16 protein-coding genes and 1 pseudogene are annotated in these 15,795 nt (G+C 70.1%); 8 read left to right on the forward strand and 9 right to left on the reverse strand.

Going from position 1 to position 15,795, the window contains the following annotated elements:
* Window positions 1–103: 103 nt before the first annotated feature.
* A pseudogene (locus NQU55_RS33100) lies at window positions 104–736 on the forward strand (phosphoribosyltransferase); the annotation flags it as partial.
* Window positions 737–762: 26 nt separating this feature from the next.
* Window positions 763–1,038 (forward strand): DUF1876 domain-containing protein, encoded by a 276-nt coding sequence (locus NQU55_RS33105; RefSeq protein WP_058042985.1) that lies wholly within the window; start codon window positions 763–765, stop codon window positions 1,036–1,038.
* Window positions 1,039–1,059: 21 nt separating this feature from the next.
* On the opposite strand, the gene NQU55_RS33110 is transcribed toward NQU55_RS33105, so the two are convergent.
* The 3 genes from NQU55_RS33110 to NQU55_RS33120 all read right to left on the reverse strand — a co-directional run bounded on the left by NQU55_RS33110 (window position 1,060) and on the right by NQU55_RS33120 (window position 4,545).
* Window positions 1,060–1,518, reverse strand: coding sequence for a cytidine deaminase (locus NQU55_RS33110; protein WP_168092561.1), 459 nt, complete (start codon window positions 1,516–1,518; stop codon window positions 1,060–1,062).
* Window positions 1,519–1,652: 134 nt separating this feature from the next.
* Window positions 1,653–3,044, reverse strand: coding sequence for an erythromycin esterase family protein (locus tag NQU55_RS33115; RefSeq protein ID WP_256791692.1), 1,392 nt, complete (start codon window positions 3,042–3,044; stop codon window positions 1,653–1,655).
* 130 nt (window positions 3,045–3,174) lie between these two features.
* A complete protein-coding gene (locus NQU55_RS33120) occupies window positions 3,175–4,545 on the reverse strand; it encodes a radical SAM protein (RefSeq protein WP_256791693.1) in 1,371 nt (456 codons plus the stop codon).
* A gap of 387 nt (window positions 4,546–4,932) precedes the next feature.
* Here NQU55_RS33120 and NQU55_RS33125 point away from each other — a divergent pair, with 387 nt between their 5' ends.
* The 3 genes from NQU55_RS33125 to NQU55_RS33135 all read left to right on the forward strand — a co-directional run bounded on the left by NQU55_RS33125 (window position 4,933) and on the right by NQU55_RS33135 (window position 8,105).
* Entirely contained in the window at window positions 4,933–6,348 is a 1,416-nt protein-coding gene (locus NQU55_RS33125; protein WP_256791694.1) for an amino acid permease, read from the forward strand.
* Between the two features lie 275 nt (window positions 6,349–6,623).
* Window positions 6,624–7,385 carry a MerR family transcriptional regulator gene (locus NQU55_RS33130; protein ID WP_168096990.1) on the forward strand — a complete coding sequence of 254 codons (762 nt, stop codon included), beginning with the start codon at window positions 6,624–6,626 and terminating at the stop codon, window positions 7,383–7,385.
* Between the two features lie 222 nt (window positions 7,386–7,607).
* Window positions 7,608–8,105, forward strand: a complete 498-nt coding sequence (locus tag NQU55_RS33135) for a hypothetical protein (protein WP_168095566.1) — start codon at window positions 7,608–7,610, stop codon at window positions 8,103–8,105.
* A gap of 216 nt (window positions 8,106–8,321) precedes the next feature.
* Here NQU55_RS33135 and NQU55_RS33140 read toward each other — a convergent pair whose 3' ends face one another.
* From NQU55_RS33140 to NQU55_RS33160, 5 genes are all read right to left on the reverse strand, one after another.
* Window positions 8,322–9,977, reverse strand: coding sequence for an APC family permease (locus NQU55_RS33140; protein ID WP_168095565.1), 1,656 nt, complete (start codon window positions 9,975–9,977; stop codon window positions 8,322–8,324).
* 661 nt (window positions 9,978–10,638) lie between these two features.
* Window positions 10,639–10,797, reverse strand: a complete 159-nt coding sequence (locus NQU55_RS33145) for a hypothetical protein (RefSeq protein WP_168095564.1) — start codon at window positions 10,795–10,797, stop codon at window positions 10,639–10,641.
* 107 nt (window positions 10,798–10,904) lie between these two features.
* A complete protein-coding gene (locus NQU55_RS33150; RefSeq protein WP_206329937.1) occupies window positions 10,905–11,408 on the reverse strand; it encodes a MarR family winged helix-turn-helix transcriptional regulator in 504 nt (167 codons plus the stop codon).
* Between the two features lie 20 nt (window positions 11,409–11,428).
* Window positions 11,429–11,878 carry a MoaF-related domain-containing protein gene (locus NQU55_RS33155; RefSeq protein WP_168095563.1) on the reverse strand — a complete coding sequence of 150 codons (450 nt, stop codon included), beginning with the start codon at window positions 11,876–11,878 and terminating at the stop codon, window positions 11,429–11,431.
* 132 nt (window positions 11,879–12,010) lie between these two features.
* Window positions 12,011–12,160 (reverse strand): hypothetical protein, encoded by a 150-nt coding sequence (locus tag NQU55_RS33160; protein WP_168095562.1) that lies wholly within the window; start codon window positions 12,158–12,160, stop codon window positions 12,011–12,013.
* Window positions 12,161–12,558: 398 nt separating this feature from the next.
* Here NQU55_RS33160 and NQU55_RS33165 point away from each other — a divergent pair, with 398 nt between their 5' ends.
* Together NQU55_RS33165 and NQU55_RS33170 are read left to right on the forward strand one after the other, a co-directional pair.
* Complete coding sequence (locus tag NQU55_RS33165; RefSeq protein ID WP_168095561.1) at window positions 12,559–13,056, forward strand: hypothetical protein; 498 nt, start codon at window positions 12,559–12,561, stop codon at window positions 13,054–13,056.
* A 357-nt stretch (window positions 13,057–13,413) separates the two neighbouring features.
* Window positions 13,414–13,704, forward strand: coding sequence for a hypothetical protein (locus tag NQU55_RS33170; RefSeq protein ID WP_256791695.1), 291 nt, complete (start codon window positions 13,414–13,416; stop codon window positions 13,702–13,704).
* Window positions 13,705–14,328: 624 nt separating this feature from the next.
* On the opposite strand, the gene NQU55_RS33175 is transcribed toward NQU55_RS33170, so the two are convergent.
* Window positions 14,329–14,514, reverse strand: a complete 186-nt coding sequence (locus NQU55_RS33175) for a DUF1737 domain-containing protein (RefSeq protein ID WP_168096823.1) — start codon at window positions 14,512–14,514, stop codon at window positions 14,329–14,331.
* A gap of 410 nt (window positions 14,515–14,924) precedes the next feature.
* Between NQU55_RS33175 and NQU55_RS33180 the strand changes: the two genes are divergently transcribed.
* Window positions 14,925–15,788, forward strand: a complete 864-nt coding sequence (locus NQU55_RS33180; protein WP_240977066.1) for a hypothetical protein — start codon at window positions 14,925–14,927, stop codon at window positions 15,786–15,788.
* Window positions 15,789–15,795: the final 7 nt, after the last annotated feature.

Raw genomic sequence — 15,795 nt, forward strand, 5'->3', positions numbered from 1 at the left:
CGGCCCGCCCCCGGCGTGGACTATCCGCGGGAATCTGACCATATTGGATGTATGGCTTCCCTCGTTCTCCGGAGCCCCGGAGCTCCGGGAGAAGAGGTGGATCATGAGATTCCGCGATCGCGTGGACGCCGGCCGCCGCCTTGCCGAGCAGCTGGGCCACCTGCGCGCCGAGAACCCCGTCGTCCTGGGCCTGCCACGCGGCGGCGTGCCCGTCGCCTACGAGGTGGCGCAGGCGCTCGAAGCCCCGATGGACGTGGTGCTCGTACGCAAGCTGGGGGTGCCCTTCCACGAGGAGCTGGGCTTCGGCGCCATCGGCGAGGGCGGCGTGCGGGTCGTCCACAGCGACATCGTCCGGATGGGCCGCGTGGACGAGGACGACCTGGCCGAGATACAGCAGCGCGAGGAGGCGAACCTGGTCCGCCAGGCCGAGCGGTTCCGCGGCGGCCGCCCGCGCATCCCCCTGGAAGGCCGTACGGCGATCGTGGTCGACGACGGCATCGCCACCGGCGCCACCGCGGCGGCCGCCTGCCGCGTGGTCCGGGCCCAGGACGCCGCCCGCGTAGTGCTCGCCGAACCGGTGGCGCCGCCGGACGCGGCGGAAGCGCTCCGCGCGGAGGTCGACGAGCTGGTCTGCCTCAGCACTCCGACCGTCTTCTTCGCGGTCGGCGAGTGGTACCAGGACTTCTCCCAGACCCCGGACGAGGAAGTGATCGACCTGCTGGAGCGCAACAGGGCGGCAGTGACGGACCCGGGAGGTGTGTGATGACCACGGAGAAGATCGTCGAAAGCCCCATCGACATGGAGTTCCGCGAGGCCGGCGCGCTGACGCAGGCGGCGGTGCGGCTGCACATGCACGACGGCACGGACTTCACGGCGGTCGGCAGGAGCAACCGCAACCCCGCCGACCCCTCCCAGCAGCGCGTCGGCGAGGAGGTCGCGGCGGCACGCGCGCTACGCGACCTGTCCGAGCAGCTGCTCGACAAGGCGGGGGTGGACATCGAGGAGACCACGCACACCCCGACGCGCCTGAGCCACTGACCGGACCGCTGACCGGCGCTGTCACACGTGGCGATCGGCGAAATCGTAGGCGTGCGGCAGCAGTTCGCGCACCGGCACCGCGCGCAAGTCGTCGGTGCCGTCACCTGTGCCTGAACCCGTACCTGAGCCTGTGCCGGTTCCCGCTCCCGCTCCCGCTCCTGTCCTGACGATGACCTCGATCTCCGGGAAGTAGTCGAAGAGGACCTGTCGGCAGCGGCCGCACGGCGGCATGACGCCGCGGTCGTCGCTGCCGACGGCCACCACGGTGGTGAGGTCGTAGGAGCCCGCGGCCGCGGCCGCCCCGACCGCCACGAGCTCGGCGCACGGGCCGCCGGTGAAGTGGTAGACGTTGAGGCCCGTGGCAATGCGGCCGTCCCGGTTGCGGACGGCCGCCGCCATGGTGTGCACGTCGCCCTGGGCACGGGTTGCGGCGAGCTCCGCCGCCACCGCGATCAGCTCGTGATCAAGATCAGGTGTCACAGGGCGGAGGCTACCGCCGACCGGCGGGCCGGACGGCGACGCCGCGGCCAGACGCAATCAGACGCAATCAGACGCGGCCAGACGCCGACACCGCGATCAGACGCTGACGCCGCGATCAGATGCCGACGCCGCGATCAGATGTCGATGCCGTCGGCCACCCGGGAGGACGGGACGCAAAGCATCCCGTCGAAGGCGTCGGCCACCGGCGTGTGCACGTACGCGCTCTGAATCCGGGTCCGGTCGGGCGTGCCGTCGCCCCGGGGTGCGGAGCGCAGCCCGGCGAGACCGACGGCGTCGGCCGGAACGGCACCGGCGAAGGCGGCCTCGATGCTTCCCGGCTCCGGTGCTTCCAGCGCCGTGTCGTCGACGGTGAAGCCGAACCGGGTGCTCTCCTCCAGCCGCATCTCCGCCGTGCGGCCGCCGACACTCGACACCCCCAGGGCGAAGTAATCGTCACCGAGGGCGCGGTGGAGGAACTGGCCCATGGGCAGAGCCATCGGGTATCCGTCGAAGACAGCGGGCTCCTTCTGGAGGTGGGCGTTGTGGGCCATCAGCACGACGCGGGCGTCCGGATCGGCGTGTTCCAGGTGCCACAGGATGGACCCGGCCATGTAGATCTCGCGGGACGAGGCGTCGGCTGTGAGCCCGGTGCCCGCGAAGAGGGCGGCCATGGCCCGGACGGTGTAGTCCGCGTGGGACGCTGCCTCCAGCCGCCGGAGGGCGACCTCGTACGCGTACCGGCCGGTCCGGGCGACCTGCAAGGGCTCGGTGGCCCGGAAACGGACGAGGAGGCGGGCGAGCGCGGCCGTGAGGGCGTCCTGCTCCGTGGCGTCCAGGCGCGCCCACGCGGGCGCTGCGGAGGCCCCCGATTCGCCGGCGAACCGCCCGGCGATGTCGATGGCGGTCTCGGCCAGCGGCAGCGCCTCCGGGTCGGCCTCGCGCAGGTGGTCGGCGACCGGGCGCAGCGCGGGCAGCAGCGAGCCGCCCGCGGCCGGGATGTCGATCCCGGCGAACCGTACGGGCCGGGCCGCCGTGCGGTTGTGCAGGCGCAGCGAGCGCAGGGGCTCCTGCATGCCTATGGGGAGCGCGGCTCCGGTGAGCCGTTCGAGGTCGCCGTCCGGGCCGGCGCCCCGGACCCAGGTGTCGAGGTCGAAGGCTTCGCTGAATCCGTACTCGAAGGCGAGGACGCTGAAGCCGCAGCGCTCGACGAGAAAGCGCAGGAGGCGTCGGCGGACGAGGTCGAATTCGTGGATGAAGTGCGAGCTCTCGCCGATGCCGACGACGCGGGCGTCGCCGATGAGGTCCTGCAGGGGCCCCAGGTCGTCGAGCGGTGCGTCCGGGTCGAGGGTGGTGAGGGTGGTGAGGGTGGTGGCGTGTTCGCGCAGCCAGTGGGTGAACGGGGCGCGGTCGGCGGACGTCTGACGGCCCGAAGCCTGAGAGGGCTCGGAGGGCTCGGAGGGCTGGGAATGCTGGGAGTCCTGAGAGGACTGGGAAGGCTGAGAGGGCTGAGAGGGCTGAGAAGGCATGCTGAAGGCTCGTCTCTCGGTGGAGTGGTGTTGCTGTGCAGATGCAGATCACCGATGCGGGAGCGCGCCGTGGGGGCGGCTCCCGGAGAGAGCGTCAGCGGAAGAGCGTGCCCGGAACCATGATCCGACCCTAACCGTCGCGGCGGACGGCGGACAACGGGGTTTCCTCGGCCGTGGGGGTTTGCTCGTCCGCGGCGGGGAGGCTGTCCATGAAGGAGCTCACCGAGAAGACGGCCTGCCCCGGTCCGGGCGGCCCGTATCCGGGCGGGGAGGCCAGGCCGTACTCCTCCAGCGTCGCCCGGTACACCTCCAGCAGCCGTACGTGGTACTCCAGCGGTGCGCCCTGCGGGTTCAGCTTGCCCAGGGGCGTGGTGGGTTCGGGGCACCAGGTGGTGAACCGCGGGACGATGCCGTGGGACATGAAGAACCGCAGGCCCTCCGCGGTGGAGGCGATCGCCTCGTCGACGGTGGCGAAGCCGTCGGGGGTCGCCATCTCCACGCCCGCGACGAAGTTGGGGATGACGTTGCGGGCGCCGAAGACGTCGGCGGAGTCGAGGATCCGCCGGTGCCACTCGTCGCGGCCCACGTAGCGCTCCTTGCCCGGGCAGTAGAGCTGGAACAACCGCTCGTCCCACACCTCGAAGTTGGGGTGGTAGATGCGGATGCCGTAGTCGTGGAAGCGCTGCACGTCCGCCTTGGGCAGGGCCTGCGCGACGACCTTGCCGATCCAGCGGCCCGGGAAGCGCTCCTCGATGGCCTGGGCGTAGCGGCCGTAGAAGTCGGCCTCGCCGAGCCCGGCGACCTTGGAGGTGATGGCGCCGCCGGTCAGGGTGTAGGCCTGGGAGGCCCGGACGGTGTCGTACCGGTCGATGATCTCCAGCGCCTCCAGCACCTCCTCGACCGGTTTGACGCCGGTGTAGGGGCGGCCGGCGGCCTTGTGCTGGCGCCAGTTGTGGTTGATGTCGCAGTACTGGCACTCCTCCTTGGCGCCGAAGTACTGGCACACGCGGAAGACGGTCAGGTAGACGAGGTAGCCCCACTGGATGGTCGGGGCGACCTCCATCACGGACTTCCCGTTGGGGAGGGTCTCGCGGTAGTAGTCGGGCATGGGCGGCAGGCCCACGTCCGAGATCCGCCGCCCGTCGAGGTAGAGGCCCAGGCTGCCGTCCGGACCGGCCTGGACCCGGTAGGGCGAGGCGGGGTTGACGCGCACGGAGACGACCGTGCGGCGCAGCTCGTAGGGGCCGCCCGTCAGCACGATCTCCTCGGGCGGGCGGCGCAGGGCAGCGGCGCCGAGCTCGGGGAGGGTGCGGTGGTCGAAGGAGAAGATGAAGTACGACTTGGGCTTGATCCCGCCGGTGGCTTCGTTGGTGGTGTCGCTGAGGGCGGAGTCGTCGAAGGCCATGCCTCCGCGCAGCAGGTCCTCTTTGATCACGGCTTCCCGCGGGATGTGCGGGAAGCGCTCCATCAGGCTCTCGATCAGGTGGGTACGGCCGGTCATCTCGGTGCTCCCCCTTCGTGCGTCCGTGCGTCCGCTCTTCGCGGCGCCCGCTTCTGCGTGTCTGCGTGACTGCGGTGTCTGCTGCGGTGGCTGCGGCGTCCGCGTGGCCCGCTTGCTTACTCGGGCGTCAGCTTCTTCTGCTTCCCGTGTGGGCCTGGCGCGATCTCTGCGGCAGACTCGCTTCGTGATCACTGACGCTAGTCCTGCCCGGCGCAGGAGAATCAACCGGGTCCGCAGTTGCGGCGTTTCGCCCCCGTACGTACGGGGCTGCTGCGAAACGATCACGCTCCGTGAAGTGACTGTCCGGATAACGGACGAGTTAACCGGATCTTCGGCCGCCTGCCCATACTCGACATTCCCGATCTCGCATATTGGACAGGCGCGACCATGAGCCGGACAACCACCACACCTCCCCCGCAGACAGAGGACGCCCCGCAGGGCTCCCCCCTGTCGAACGGACTCAAGCAGCGGCACCTCTCGATGATCGCCCTCGGCGGCGTCATCGGCGCGGGCCTCTTCGTAGGCTCCGGTGCCGGCATCGCCGCCGCCGGCCCCTCGATCGTGCTCGCCTACGCCGCGTCCGGCCTGCTCGTCATGTTCGTCATGCGCATGCTCGGCGAAATGTCCGCCGCCAACCCCGCCTCCGGCTCCTTCTCCGTCCACGCCGACCGCGCGATCGGCCCGTGGGCCGGCTTCACCGCCGGCTGGATGTTCTGGACCCTGCTGGTCGTCGGCGTGGCCATCGAAGCCATCGGCGCAGCCCACATCGTCCAGGGCTGGCTCCCGGGCACCCCGTCCTGGATGTGGGTCCTGATCTTCATGGCGGTCTTCTGCGGCAGCAACCTGGCCGCGGTCTCCAACTTCGGCGAATTCGAATTCTGGTTCGCCGCCCTGAAAATCGGCGCCATCGCCCTCTTCCTCATCCTGGGCGCACTCGCCATCGCGGGCGTCCTGCCCGGCAACGAAGCCCCCGGCGCCGCACACCTCCTGCACGACGGCGGATTCCTGCCCAACGGCATGGACGGCCTGCTCATCGGCCTCCTCGCCTCCCTCGCCGCCTACGGCGGCCTGGAGACCGTGACCATCGCGGCCGCCGAATCCGAGAACCCCGTCAGCGGCGTCGCCAAAGCCGTCAAGACCACCATGTGGCGCATCGGCATCGTCTACGTCGGTTCCATGATGGTCATCGTCACCCTGCTCCCCTGGGACGACGGCTCCGTCACCGAGAACGGCCCCTACGCCGCCGTCCTCGACCGCCTCGGCGTCCCCGGCGGCGGCCATATCATGAACGTCGTCGTCCTCATCGCCCTGCTCTCCGCGATGAACGCCAACATCTACGGCTCCTCCCGCATGGCCTACTCCCTGGTCTCCCGCGGCCAGGGCCCCAAGGCCCTGGGCAAGGTCTCCGGCGGCGTGCCCCGCCGCGCGGTCCTCGCCTCCTCCGCCTTCGGCTTCTTCGCCGTCCTGCTCTCGTACTGGTATCCCACCACCGTCTTCGCCTGGCTCCTGAACATGGTCGGCGGCGTCGTCCTCATCGTCTGGGGCTTCATCGCCGCCTCCCAGCTGATCCTGCGCCGCCGCTTGGAGCGCGAAGCACCCGAGAAGCTCGTGGTCCGGATGTGGGCCTTCCCCGTCCTCACCTGGGTGACCCTGGCAGGTGTCGCGGGCGCCCTGGTCCTGATGGGCCTGGAGACCGACACCCGCATCCAGCTGTACTCCACCGGCGGCCTGGCCCTGGCCCTGGCCGTAGTCGGCTACGTCCAGCAGCGAGCGGCCGCCGCGACTCGCCCTGCGGACGACTGATCCCGGATCCCGGCACCGCACACCGGTTACGGCGAAGGCCGGCCCCCGTCCGTCGGGACGGGGGCCGGCCTTCGCCGTAACCGCGCCCGGGATGGGGTGCGGGGGTGGTTGGAGTCGCGGGCCCCCGCTCTGTCCATGAGAGGGGGGTGGTCGCCGACCGGCGCGCGACCCGGAAACCTGCGATCTGAGCTTGAAGCTGCCGCAGCGGAAGCCTCTACCGTCATGAGCAAGGCCGGAGATTCCGGCCCGGTGAAGCGCGTGTGAGGGAGGCAGCGATGGCCTGGCCGATCGCAGAGGTCGCCCGGATGTCGGGTGTAACGGCCCGGACGCTGCGGCACTACGACGAGATCGGCCTTCTGCCGCCGGCCTGGATCGGCACCAACGGCCACCGCTACTACGAGGAGCGCCAACTGCTGCGGCTGCAGCAGGTCCTCGTGCTCCGGGCGCTGGGCCTGGGACTGCCTGAAATCGGCCGGATCCTGGCCGCGCAGGTCGACGAGCTGAAGGCCCTGCGCGGCCATTACCGTCGGCTGCTCGCCGAGCGCGACCGGCTGGACGCCCTGGCCGGCACCGTCGCCCGCACGATCACCGACCTGGAGCGGTCCAGGAAGGACGGCACAGACATGATCACCATCAGCCGACCGGAAAACCTGTTCGAGGGTCTCGGGCCCGCCCGGTGCATAAAGGTCCTGGACGACTTCCCGGAGCTGGTCGGGGCCGCCGAACGGCACACCTCGGCATGGACCGAGGCCGAGATCGAGGCCGACGAGCGCGAGCGCACGGCGCAGATGATCCGGCTGGCCGAGCTGCTGGCCACCGGCCTGCCCGCCGACGCCGATGAGGTGCAGGCCGAGATCGACACCCAGTACCGGACGCTGGCCCGGATCCGGGCAGCCACCGCCGAGGAGTTCCGCGCGCTCGGACGCACCTGCGTGGAGAACGAGCACTGGTACGCGGTGTACGAGTCGATCGCGCCGGGCCTGGCCGCGTACCAGCGGGCCGCCATCGAGGCTTACGCCGCAACCCGGCTGAGCTGAGCCGGGACCGGGCCGCCGCCACGGGGGTGCGGCGGCCCGGGTCGGGCCACTTAGCACACGGCACACGGCAGGCGGCAGGCGGCAGGCGGCAGGCGGCAGGCGGCAGGCGGCAGGCGGCAGGCGGCAGGCGGCAGGCGGCAGGCGGCAGGCGGCAGCTGCAACCTGCCGGGACTGGATGGCGCTTCGTGACGCGTCGGCAGAACTGTTTGGGATCATGCCCGCATGGACTTCGACCTCGCCCCACCGACCGGCGTCGGCCCGCTGCGGATAGGTATGACCCGGCACGCGGCCAACACGGCGCTGGACTCGCTCCGCGACCTCTCGGCGATCTCGGAGTCTGATCGCCCGGGGCAGCACGTCTTCCGTCCCAGCGGGCTGATGATCAGCATCCACTGCATGCGCGACATGCTCGAAGCCATCGAGCTGGGAAGGCCGTCGTCCCAGACGGACCGAGTGGTGTTCCAGGGTGTGAACGTGTTCGCGCTTCCGGCCCGCGAGGTTGTCCGGCGCGTCGGTGAGTTCACCTCGATCGAGGAAGATCCTGACGACGATGCTTCATTCATCGCCCCGGACTTGCTGCTGAGCTTCTGGCGTCCGTTCGCAGCCGACGATGAGCCGGAGGGAGAGCAGGGCTACTACTTCAGCTCAGTCCTGCTGGCACGGCCTGGCTACTACGACACCCCTGCTCAGGCTGTGGAGCGCCTCCAGAAGAGCTCGTGACGGGCCGGTCAGGAGGCCGGCAGGATCCGCTTCCGCGATGGGTCGGAGCCGGCCCGGCCGTCAGCTGCTCCAGGGCACCGACTCCGGCCCCTCCGCGCCCCGAGCCGGCGGTCCCCCACCCCGGGGCACCCGGCCGCGCGTCGGTGCCGCACAAGCGGCAGGCCGGCCCCGGAACGTCCGGGGCCGGCCTGCTGCTGTGCGTGTGGGGCGCGCCGCTTAGGAGACCGCGGCCTGCGCGGGCTCCTCGTCGTGGCGCGTCTGGGCGGGCACGTTGCCGCCCGCACCGCCGAGCACCGGGTCCGGCCCCGGCAGACCCGCACGGTGGGCCTGGACGCCCGCGCGCACGGCCCAGAAGTAGAAGCCCAGGGCCGAGACGCCGACCAGAGCGGTGTCGAGGCCGCCCGGAATCACCCCGTGGCCGCCGAACTCCGGGCTGCCGAGGGCCGACAGCAGCGACAGCCACAGCAGGAAGCCGACCAACCACCACGCCGGCGCGAACTGCCGGCGCAGGTTCTCGCCACGTCGCCGCAGCACGACCGCGGCGATGGGCACCGAGACCAGCGTGAGCAGGGTGACCTTGCCGGTGTTGGGCCACTTCGACCAGTACAGGGCGCAGGCCGCGAAGGCGAAGATGAGCGGGCAGAGGATCTTGGCGGCGGGGAGCCGGAAGGGGCGGGGCAGCTCCGGCTTGGTCTGCCGGAAGACGCCCACCGCGATCGGGCCCATCAGGTACGAGACGACCATCGCCGCGGAGACGACGCTGGCCAGGGCCTCCCAGCTGTGGCCGATGGTCAGCAACAGGAGGATGGAGAAGCCCAGGTTGAGCCACATCGCGGGGCGGGCGACGCCGTAGCGGGGGTGCACCTCGGCGATCTTCTTGGGGAAGAAGCCGGTGTCGGCGAGGTTCTGCGCCAGGTAGGCGGAGGAGGCGACGTTGCCGATGTTGGCACCGTTGGGCGAGATGAAGGCGCCGAACTGGAGCATGGTGACGACCCAGTGCAGCATCAGCAGCTTGGCGAGGTCCGCGAAGGGCGAGGCGAAGTTGATGCCGCTCCACCCGCCGGCCTCGGCGAGCTTCTCCGGGGGGACGGCGCCGAGGAAGGCGACCTGGAGAGCCAGGTAGATGACCAGGCCGAGGGAGAGCGCGCCGACCAGGGCGAGCGGGATGGCCCGGCCGGGGTTCTTGGCGTTGCCGCCGAGGTTGACGACGGCCTGGAAGCCGTTGAAGGCGAAGACGACGCCGGAGGCGGTGACGGCGGTGAGGACGGCGGACCAGCCGTTCGGGGCGAAGCCGCCGTGCGCGGTGAAGTTGTCCGTGTGGAAGCCGGAGGCGATGAGCGCGCCGACCGCGAGGACCGGGATGGCGAACTTGACCAGCGTCAGCAGGTTGTTGGCCCGCGCCAGCAGCTCGACCGACCAGTAGCAGGCGAGCCACAGGGCGACGGTCAGGAACAGGGCCATCGCGATGCCGGTGCCGGTGAGGCTGCCGTCGGCGACCAGGTCGCGGGCCCAGCCGTAGCTCCACGAGGACATGTACTGGGTGCCCGCGATGGCCTCGATCGGGATCAGCGAGGCGGTCGCGATCCACACGGCCCAGCCCGTGATGAAGCCGAGCACCGGCCCGTGCGAGATGGAACCGAACCGGGCCATGGCGCCGGGCAGCGGGTAGGCGGCGCCGACCTCGGCGTAGGACATGGCGATCATGCCGATGAAGATCGCGCCGATCACCCAGGCGACCAGCGCGGCCGGGCCCGCGACCTGAGCCGCCTGACCGGCCCCGAAGAGCCACCCGGAGCCGAAAATGGACCCCAGCCCGATCATGATCAGGGCGAAGAGGCTGAGGCCTTTTCGATTGGCCGCGCTCACATCCACGACGTGTATTCCGTTCTGCCGGAGACAAAGTCCGACGGCAGCCCGTGCACCTCTCAGGCCCTGCGGCTACCGCCCTTTTCGTCGGCTCGCGCCGCAGGACGACATCGTCTTCCGGGCCAAACCTTCCAACACTGGACGGAATTCAGCCGCGCGCAGCGAGAAACGGCCCGGCGGCTCTGCCGAAAATCCCTGGTAGCGGACACCGGGCGGCTGCGCACGACGAACCTGAGGAACTTGATCAGCGGTGGTCCGGGCTCACTTGCGACGAGATCACCGAGGACGCAAAAGCGACGCCCGCCATCGTACGACAATCAACGGAACGTCTCCAATCGCCGCCGGTCAGCCCTTATTTCGGGCGCGAACACGCCATTTCGTAATTCCCGAGTGACCAACCACATGCTTTCCGTGACTTTGCCGAACGAATCAGCGGAAATATTTTTCCGGAACGGCATCGCATGGCAAAAACTCCCTCGCCCCGCACTCGCGGGGTTGAGCCCGCCCGCCGATGAGCCGGCCACCGGCCGCGCGGCGGCTTCGCCCGACCACCGCTTCCAGACGTGCAGGGAGACACCCCGCCGGTGACATTGGGTCCACGGGGCCTCCTCCCCCAGACCTCGGGCGACCGCTCACCCCACGGCTCCGCTGCGCCCAATGCCCGCACTCAGCACAAGCCCACCGAATCGAGCCGCCCCTGGGCAACCACCGCCACGTCCACCAGCACCTGGACGGCCTCGGGGCCGCCCATGCCGGAGAGGTGGGCGAGGGTTCCCCCCTCCTCCGCGAGGCCCCGTAGCGGCCCGGCCCACCACCCGGAGGCCACGACGTGGTGCCCGGAGGAGACGACATGGCGCCCCGAAGCGCGGAAGCCGGGCAGCGGCGGCGCCTACGCCCCTTCCTCCGCCGGCGACGATGCAGTACGCGGTTCCGTCAGGCTCCTCCCCCTCCATCACCTTCCCGCAGCTCCGACGGCAGCGGCGCCGGCCCCAGGTGCGGCAGGACACTGCGGGCGATCTCGACGAGCTGGACCTGCTGCTCGCGTGTGAGGTGGTCCAGGAAGTACCGGCGGACGCCGGCCACGTGCAGCGGGGCCGCGGCGCGCAGGGCCTCGGCGCCGCGCTCGGTGAGCTCGGCCCGGGCGCGGCGCGGGTCGTCCGCGTCCTCCGTGCGCTCGACCAGCTCGCGTTCCTGCATGCGGCGGATCTGGTGGGAGACCCGGCTCTTGGACCACTGGGCCTCGGCGCCCAGCTCGCCGAGGCCCAGACGCCGTTCCGGTGCTTCCGAGAGCAGGACGAGGACCGTGTAGTCGGCACTCGACAGCCCGGCCTTCCGCAGGTCCTGTCCCAGCCGCGCCTCGAGCATCTCGCTCATGGCGACGTAGCCGCGCCACGCCCGTCGTTCGTCCTGGTCCAGCCACTGCGTCTGCTCGCTCACGGAGCAACCCTAGAACGGGTTCAGCACACGGTGGTGAAGGTGCCCTTGAGGTCCAGCCGCTGCTCCTTGCCGTCCTGTTCGAACCGGATCACCGCGCGGACGGTCCGGTGCCGCCAGTCCTGGACCTGTTCGACGCTGGTGCCGTCGGCCTCGGTCCACTTCAGCCGGTAGACGCCGGGGGCGAGTTCGCGGTGAGACACCTTGACGGTGCCCTCGGCGGGGTCCTGGCCGGCGAGGACCTTCCAGTGGGCGGTACTGGCGCCGTCGAAGGCGAGTCGGAAGACGAAGCCGTTGTCGTACGAGATCTTCAGCGTGCGGTCGGCGAACTTCGGCGGGGCGGTCCGGGTGGCGGTCCCGGCCGGCGGGCAGTCCGCGGCCTGGGCGACGGCCGGGCTCAGCCCGAGCGCGGTGACGGCGAGGAGCGCGGCGGCGCCGAGGCGGACGGCGGGCTTATGGGGGAAGTGGGCCATGGGGGCCTCCCGATGAGGTTGACGTGTCAACCATGACCTTATGAACTCGATGGTTGACACGTCAACCTAGGCGGCGGAAAGGGCCCGGCGGAGCGTCGTCGCTCCGCCGGGCCACCGTGTCCACCCTGCTCGCTACCCGGCGGACCCGAGCCTCCTCCACGGCCTGCCGCCGTTCGACTCGGCCTGTCCCGGGGCGACGGTGGTGCACCACTGGGCGTACCAGTACCAGCCGCCGTACTTCACGAACGCGGCCGTCGAGGCGGCTGGGTCGCCGCCCACCATGCGGGACTCCCTGGCCGTCGGGGCGTGTGGGCGTGGGTACTTCGACATCGTGGTCACCTGTGGCGGAGCGGAGCTTGAACAGCCCGTTGGGCGGCCGCCAGCTTTTACCTCGAGCAGGCCGCAGGCTAGAGCCACCTTGCACCATTTGCTGTGCCGGCTCGACGCCGGCGCACCATCGCAACCAGCCCACTCGCCAGCCCGCAGATTCGGCCTGGGCGGCCAGTTGCGCGGCCACCGCTGCCTTGCCCATCCCGCCGACCGCGCACAGCACCGCGAACCGGCCGCTCTTGTGGCCGACGAAGCATGACTGCCGGCACGGCGAACACTGGCGTCAGTGGCAAGTTGGTCTCGTATCTCCAGATCGAACTGCGATCATGCCCTTAGGTCATACTTTCTTGGTGCCTATAGCCACCAAGATCTCAGCGCCCGCCCCTCGCCCGAAGCGCCGCAAAGTACTGTGGCTCGCCGCCTTAGCCGCGACTGCAGCCTTAGGCGGCCTCGCGTACGTCGTCACCGGAGGCCAGAACACCGTTGACGAAGGCCTTCAAGAACGCCAAATGGCCTGCTCGGAGGCCATGTACGCCATGGGCTGGGTTCTTCCCGACCATACGACCGACCAACGGTGCACCGAGCTCAGCGGCGGCCTTGCGGGCCACACCCAGTCGGGGACCTTCCGCATGCCGCGCGCCGAGGCCCGCCCCTGGCTCGCTTCGCTCTCCGGAGAGCGGGTCCAGCCGGACGGTGTGGGCTCCGACAGCGTGGTGGAACGGAAGGAAGGGCTCGCCCTTGGCGTCCTCAGGCCGCCGGGCAGCCTTCAGGCCGATGAGGTGAGGGTGGACCTCCGCTGGGAAGGCGAGGAGACCGCAGTCGTCACCTTCGAAACGTTCGATTACTAGGGTTGTCCGACGCCACCCTTGTGCTTGCCCAACCCGTCGGACGCGCCTCAAGACGCGTCTGACCGGGCGAGGCGTCGTTAACGCGGTCACCAGGCCACCCTGCCCCATGCCGGTTCGCCCCTGAGCCTGGCCGTGGCCGGGCTCCACACCTTCGTCGGAGGCAGGATCAGTCACGTGACCAGCCTGCTTTGAGCCAGCCGTTGAACCATCGGCCCTGTGGTTCAAGGCTGAGTGGTGCATCGCGTACTGGGGTGATGGTCTCGCTGTCCTCGTCGTCTCGCTTTCGGAGTGAACCAAAGCCACTCTTTGTTGCGTCTGCGCTTGCCTGGGCCATGCTCGGCAGCTGATCATTCGCGGATGAGACCCGAAGTTCAGGCGTTTGTCGCCGATGGCGCTCTGCCGGACTGGCAAGCCGACGAGGAAGAGATCGAGCGGCGAGTGAGGCAGCTCGAAGCCATCCCCTCGCCCGTCACGGCGGAGGAGGCGCATGCGCTGGCCGGCTGCTTCGGCCCGGATGACTGCTATGGCGTCGCGTGGTCGCTGGTGCACCTGATCGAGACCGCGCAGGGATCGTTGCCTCCAATAAGTCTTCCCGGCCCCGACGCTGACGAGTGGCAGCGAACCCTCTGGGGCCGGTGGGGAAGCTGAAGGTTCCCCGACAGCGGCCGGCAAGGGTTAGTGGTCAGGAGGCTCGGCCCCTGGTCCGCGAAGAGGGTGGCTGCTACCACTACCCGGCGAGATGATGATGGTACGGGGGACGCGCGGTCCAGGGCATGGCGTGTGGGCGGGACACATCTGGTGTTGGCTCTGGGTGGGACGGCCGGGGCGCTATGGCTTGCGGAACGATTCTCCCTGGGGGCTGCCGCTACCGCGGTGTCCTACTGCCCACGCTGGCACCGTTGTTCCTGTCCTGACGCCAGGTTGCCGTCAGGATTCTTCCCTATGGACGTATTCCCCGCGGTCCGTGAGGTCCGGCCGCTGTTGGCAGCTGGCGTGCCGACGTAACCAGCAGCCGGCCCGCGAAGACCAGCCGCTGCTTCGGTCCGGCACCTGCCGCCCGGCGCCCGTCCTGGCCGCGCCACTGGCACAGCGCCGGCGGCTCACGGGCGACCTCCCAACGCGGAGCAAGTCCTCGAGCAACTCACCGAAGTGTGCACGGGAGACCCCGGACAGGGCAGGATGGGAACAGGCCGCACAGGCCCGGGCAAGCGTCACAACTCGCCTACCCCGTACGGCCCTTCTCACATTACGGGCAGACCGCGACCACGAGTCCTACGACTGTGCCGGCCATACCACCGCCTGGGCGACGATGACCCTCTCACCGTTGAAAGTGACCGCAGGGCCTTCGTGCAGTTCGTAGCCCAGGGCTATCGCTTCGCTCACACGATGGCAGAACACGGCGTCGTCCGGGCCGGTCAAGACTCGGTAGATCGGCAATCCGTCTGGTGGTGTACTCATGAAGAGAAAGATCTCATGCGCACCCGCCCACCGCGCCAGCGACCGGCATTCCCAAGACCAATCGCTCCCAAGTCCGTTAGTTCTGGCGAGGGAGGTCAATAGTCCGGCCTTGTGGAGGGCAGGCGGTGGATGGATTGATGCCACGGACAGCCTCTGCCTACCCGGCAGGCTTTGAGGCGGGAGAAGCGATACAGGGGCAGCGCCTCATCGGCTTCTCCCCTCACGTGTGGGCCCCGGGGGCGGATGGCCGGCCATTGGCCGCGCGGCTGCTTCCCCCGGCTCCGCTTCCGGGCGGGCAGCACCGAGCCCGTGCCATGGGGGCACACGGCAGAAGAGGCTGCACCGAGGCTTTGGGCCTTCGGTGCGGTGCAGGCCATCGCGGGGTGTGCGGCTGGGCGGAAGATGAAGAAATGCAGCGGGCCGTGAACGACCTTGGCGATCGCGACAAGGCGCTGCGGGGCTGGCTGCGGGAGCAGAAGGCTGCCTACCTGCACCTCACCGATCCCGTGGCCGCTCAGCAGGCCCTGGCTGGAGCGCTGAATGACAACTCGTTCGTGCTGCGCCCCGTGAATGGTGCTGTCCCGATACAGCTCAAGGCGGCCGCGGTGCAGGCTCGTGCCGCCGCCGGGTTCCTGGCTGCCCGGTACAGCGACGGCACCGGTCTGAGGCTCGGGGTGCAGGCTCTGCTGGAGGATGTGGTGTGGGGCGAGGAGGAGCGCTCCGATGACGCCGAGCGGGCGTGGCAAAGTCTGGGCGAGCACCTGGGCTTGGTCAGCACGCGCCCGGAGAAGCAGTACGGCACGGGCCCGGACAATCTGTGGGCGCTCTCGGCGACGCGGCAGGCAGTGATCGAACTGAAGACGGGGTGTGTCACCGACACGATCGCGAAGAAGGACATGGACCAGCTCGGCGGCAGTGTCCGCTGGCTCAGTGGGAACAATGCCGAGGTGGAGGCCCTGCCGGTCATGCTGCATCCCAGCTCGGTCTGCGACGCCAAGGCCACCCCGCCGCCGGGCGTGCGTGTCGTCACGCCAGCCATGTTCAAGAAGCTTAAAGAAGCGGTGACGCGGTACGCGGCCGCCCTCGCCAGCGACCCGGACCGCTGCACCGTGGTCGGCAGTGGCCGGCCAGTGCTCCCCTGGCCTCGCGCGCCCGGGCCAGGTCCTTGGCTACAGGGGTTGCTCTGTGAGCTGGTCAGCTCCGCAAAGCGGGCAGGTACTGGCTCCGGGTGCACGGAGGGCTTCGCGTGCTTGGGGCCGGCCCGCCCCGGGTGAGGGTGCC

Origin of the sequence: Streptomyces telluris, from assembly GCF_024519335.1 — a bacterium.
In the GTDB taxonomy this organism is placed as follows: Bacteria; Actinomycetota; Actinomycetes; order Streptomycetales; family Streptomycetaceae; genus Streptomyces; species Streptomyces telluris.

Bases quoted from the DNA above. Each gene is read 5' to 3' on its own strand.
- NQU55_RS33105 (WP_058042985.1), top strand. From the start codon at position 763: ATGACCACGGAGAAGATCGTCGAAAGCCCCATCGACATGGAGTTCCGC.
- NQU55_RS33115 (WP_256791692.1), bottom strand. From the start codon at position 3,044: ATGCCTTCTCAGCCCTCTCAGCCCTCTCAGCCTTCCCAGTCCTCTCAG.
- NQU55_RS33120 (WP_256791693.1), bottom strand. From the start codon at position 4,545: ATGACCGGCCGTACCCACCTGATCGAGAGCCTGATGGAGCGCTTCCCG.
- NQU55_RS33125 (WP_256791694.1), top strand. From the start codon at position 4,933: ATGAGCCGGACAACCACCACACCTCCCCCGCAGACAGAGGACGCCCCG.
- NQU55_RS33130 (WP_168096990.1), top strand. From the start codon at position 6,624: ATGGCCTGGCCGATCGCAGAGGTCGCCCGGATGTCGGGTGTAACGGCC.
- NQU55_RS33135 (WP_168095566.1), top strand. From the start codon at position 7,608: ATGGACTTCGACCTCGCCCCACCGACCGGCGTCGGCCCGCTGCGGATA.
- NQU55_RS33155 (WP_168095563.1), bottom strand. From the start codon at position 11,878: ATGGCCCACTTCCCCCATAAGCCCGCCGTCCGCCTCGGCGCCGCCGCG.
- NQU55_RS33160 (WP_168095562.1), bottom strand. From the start codon at position 12,160: ATGGTGGGCGGCGACCCAGCCGCCTCGACGGCCGCGTTCGTGAAGTAC.
- NQU55_RS33170 (WP_256791695.1), top strand. From the start codon at position 13,414: ATGAGACCCGAAGTTCAGGCGTTTGTCGCCGATGGCGCTCTGCCGGAC.
- NQU55_RS33175 (WP_168096823.1), bottom strand. From the start codon at position 14,514: ATGAGTACACCACCAGACGGATTGCCGATCTACCGAGTCTTGACCGGC.
- NQU55_RS33180 (WP_240977066.1), top strand. From the start codon at position 14,925: ATGCAGCGGGCCGTGAACGACCTTGGCGATCGCGACAAGGCGCTGCGG.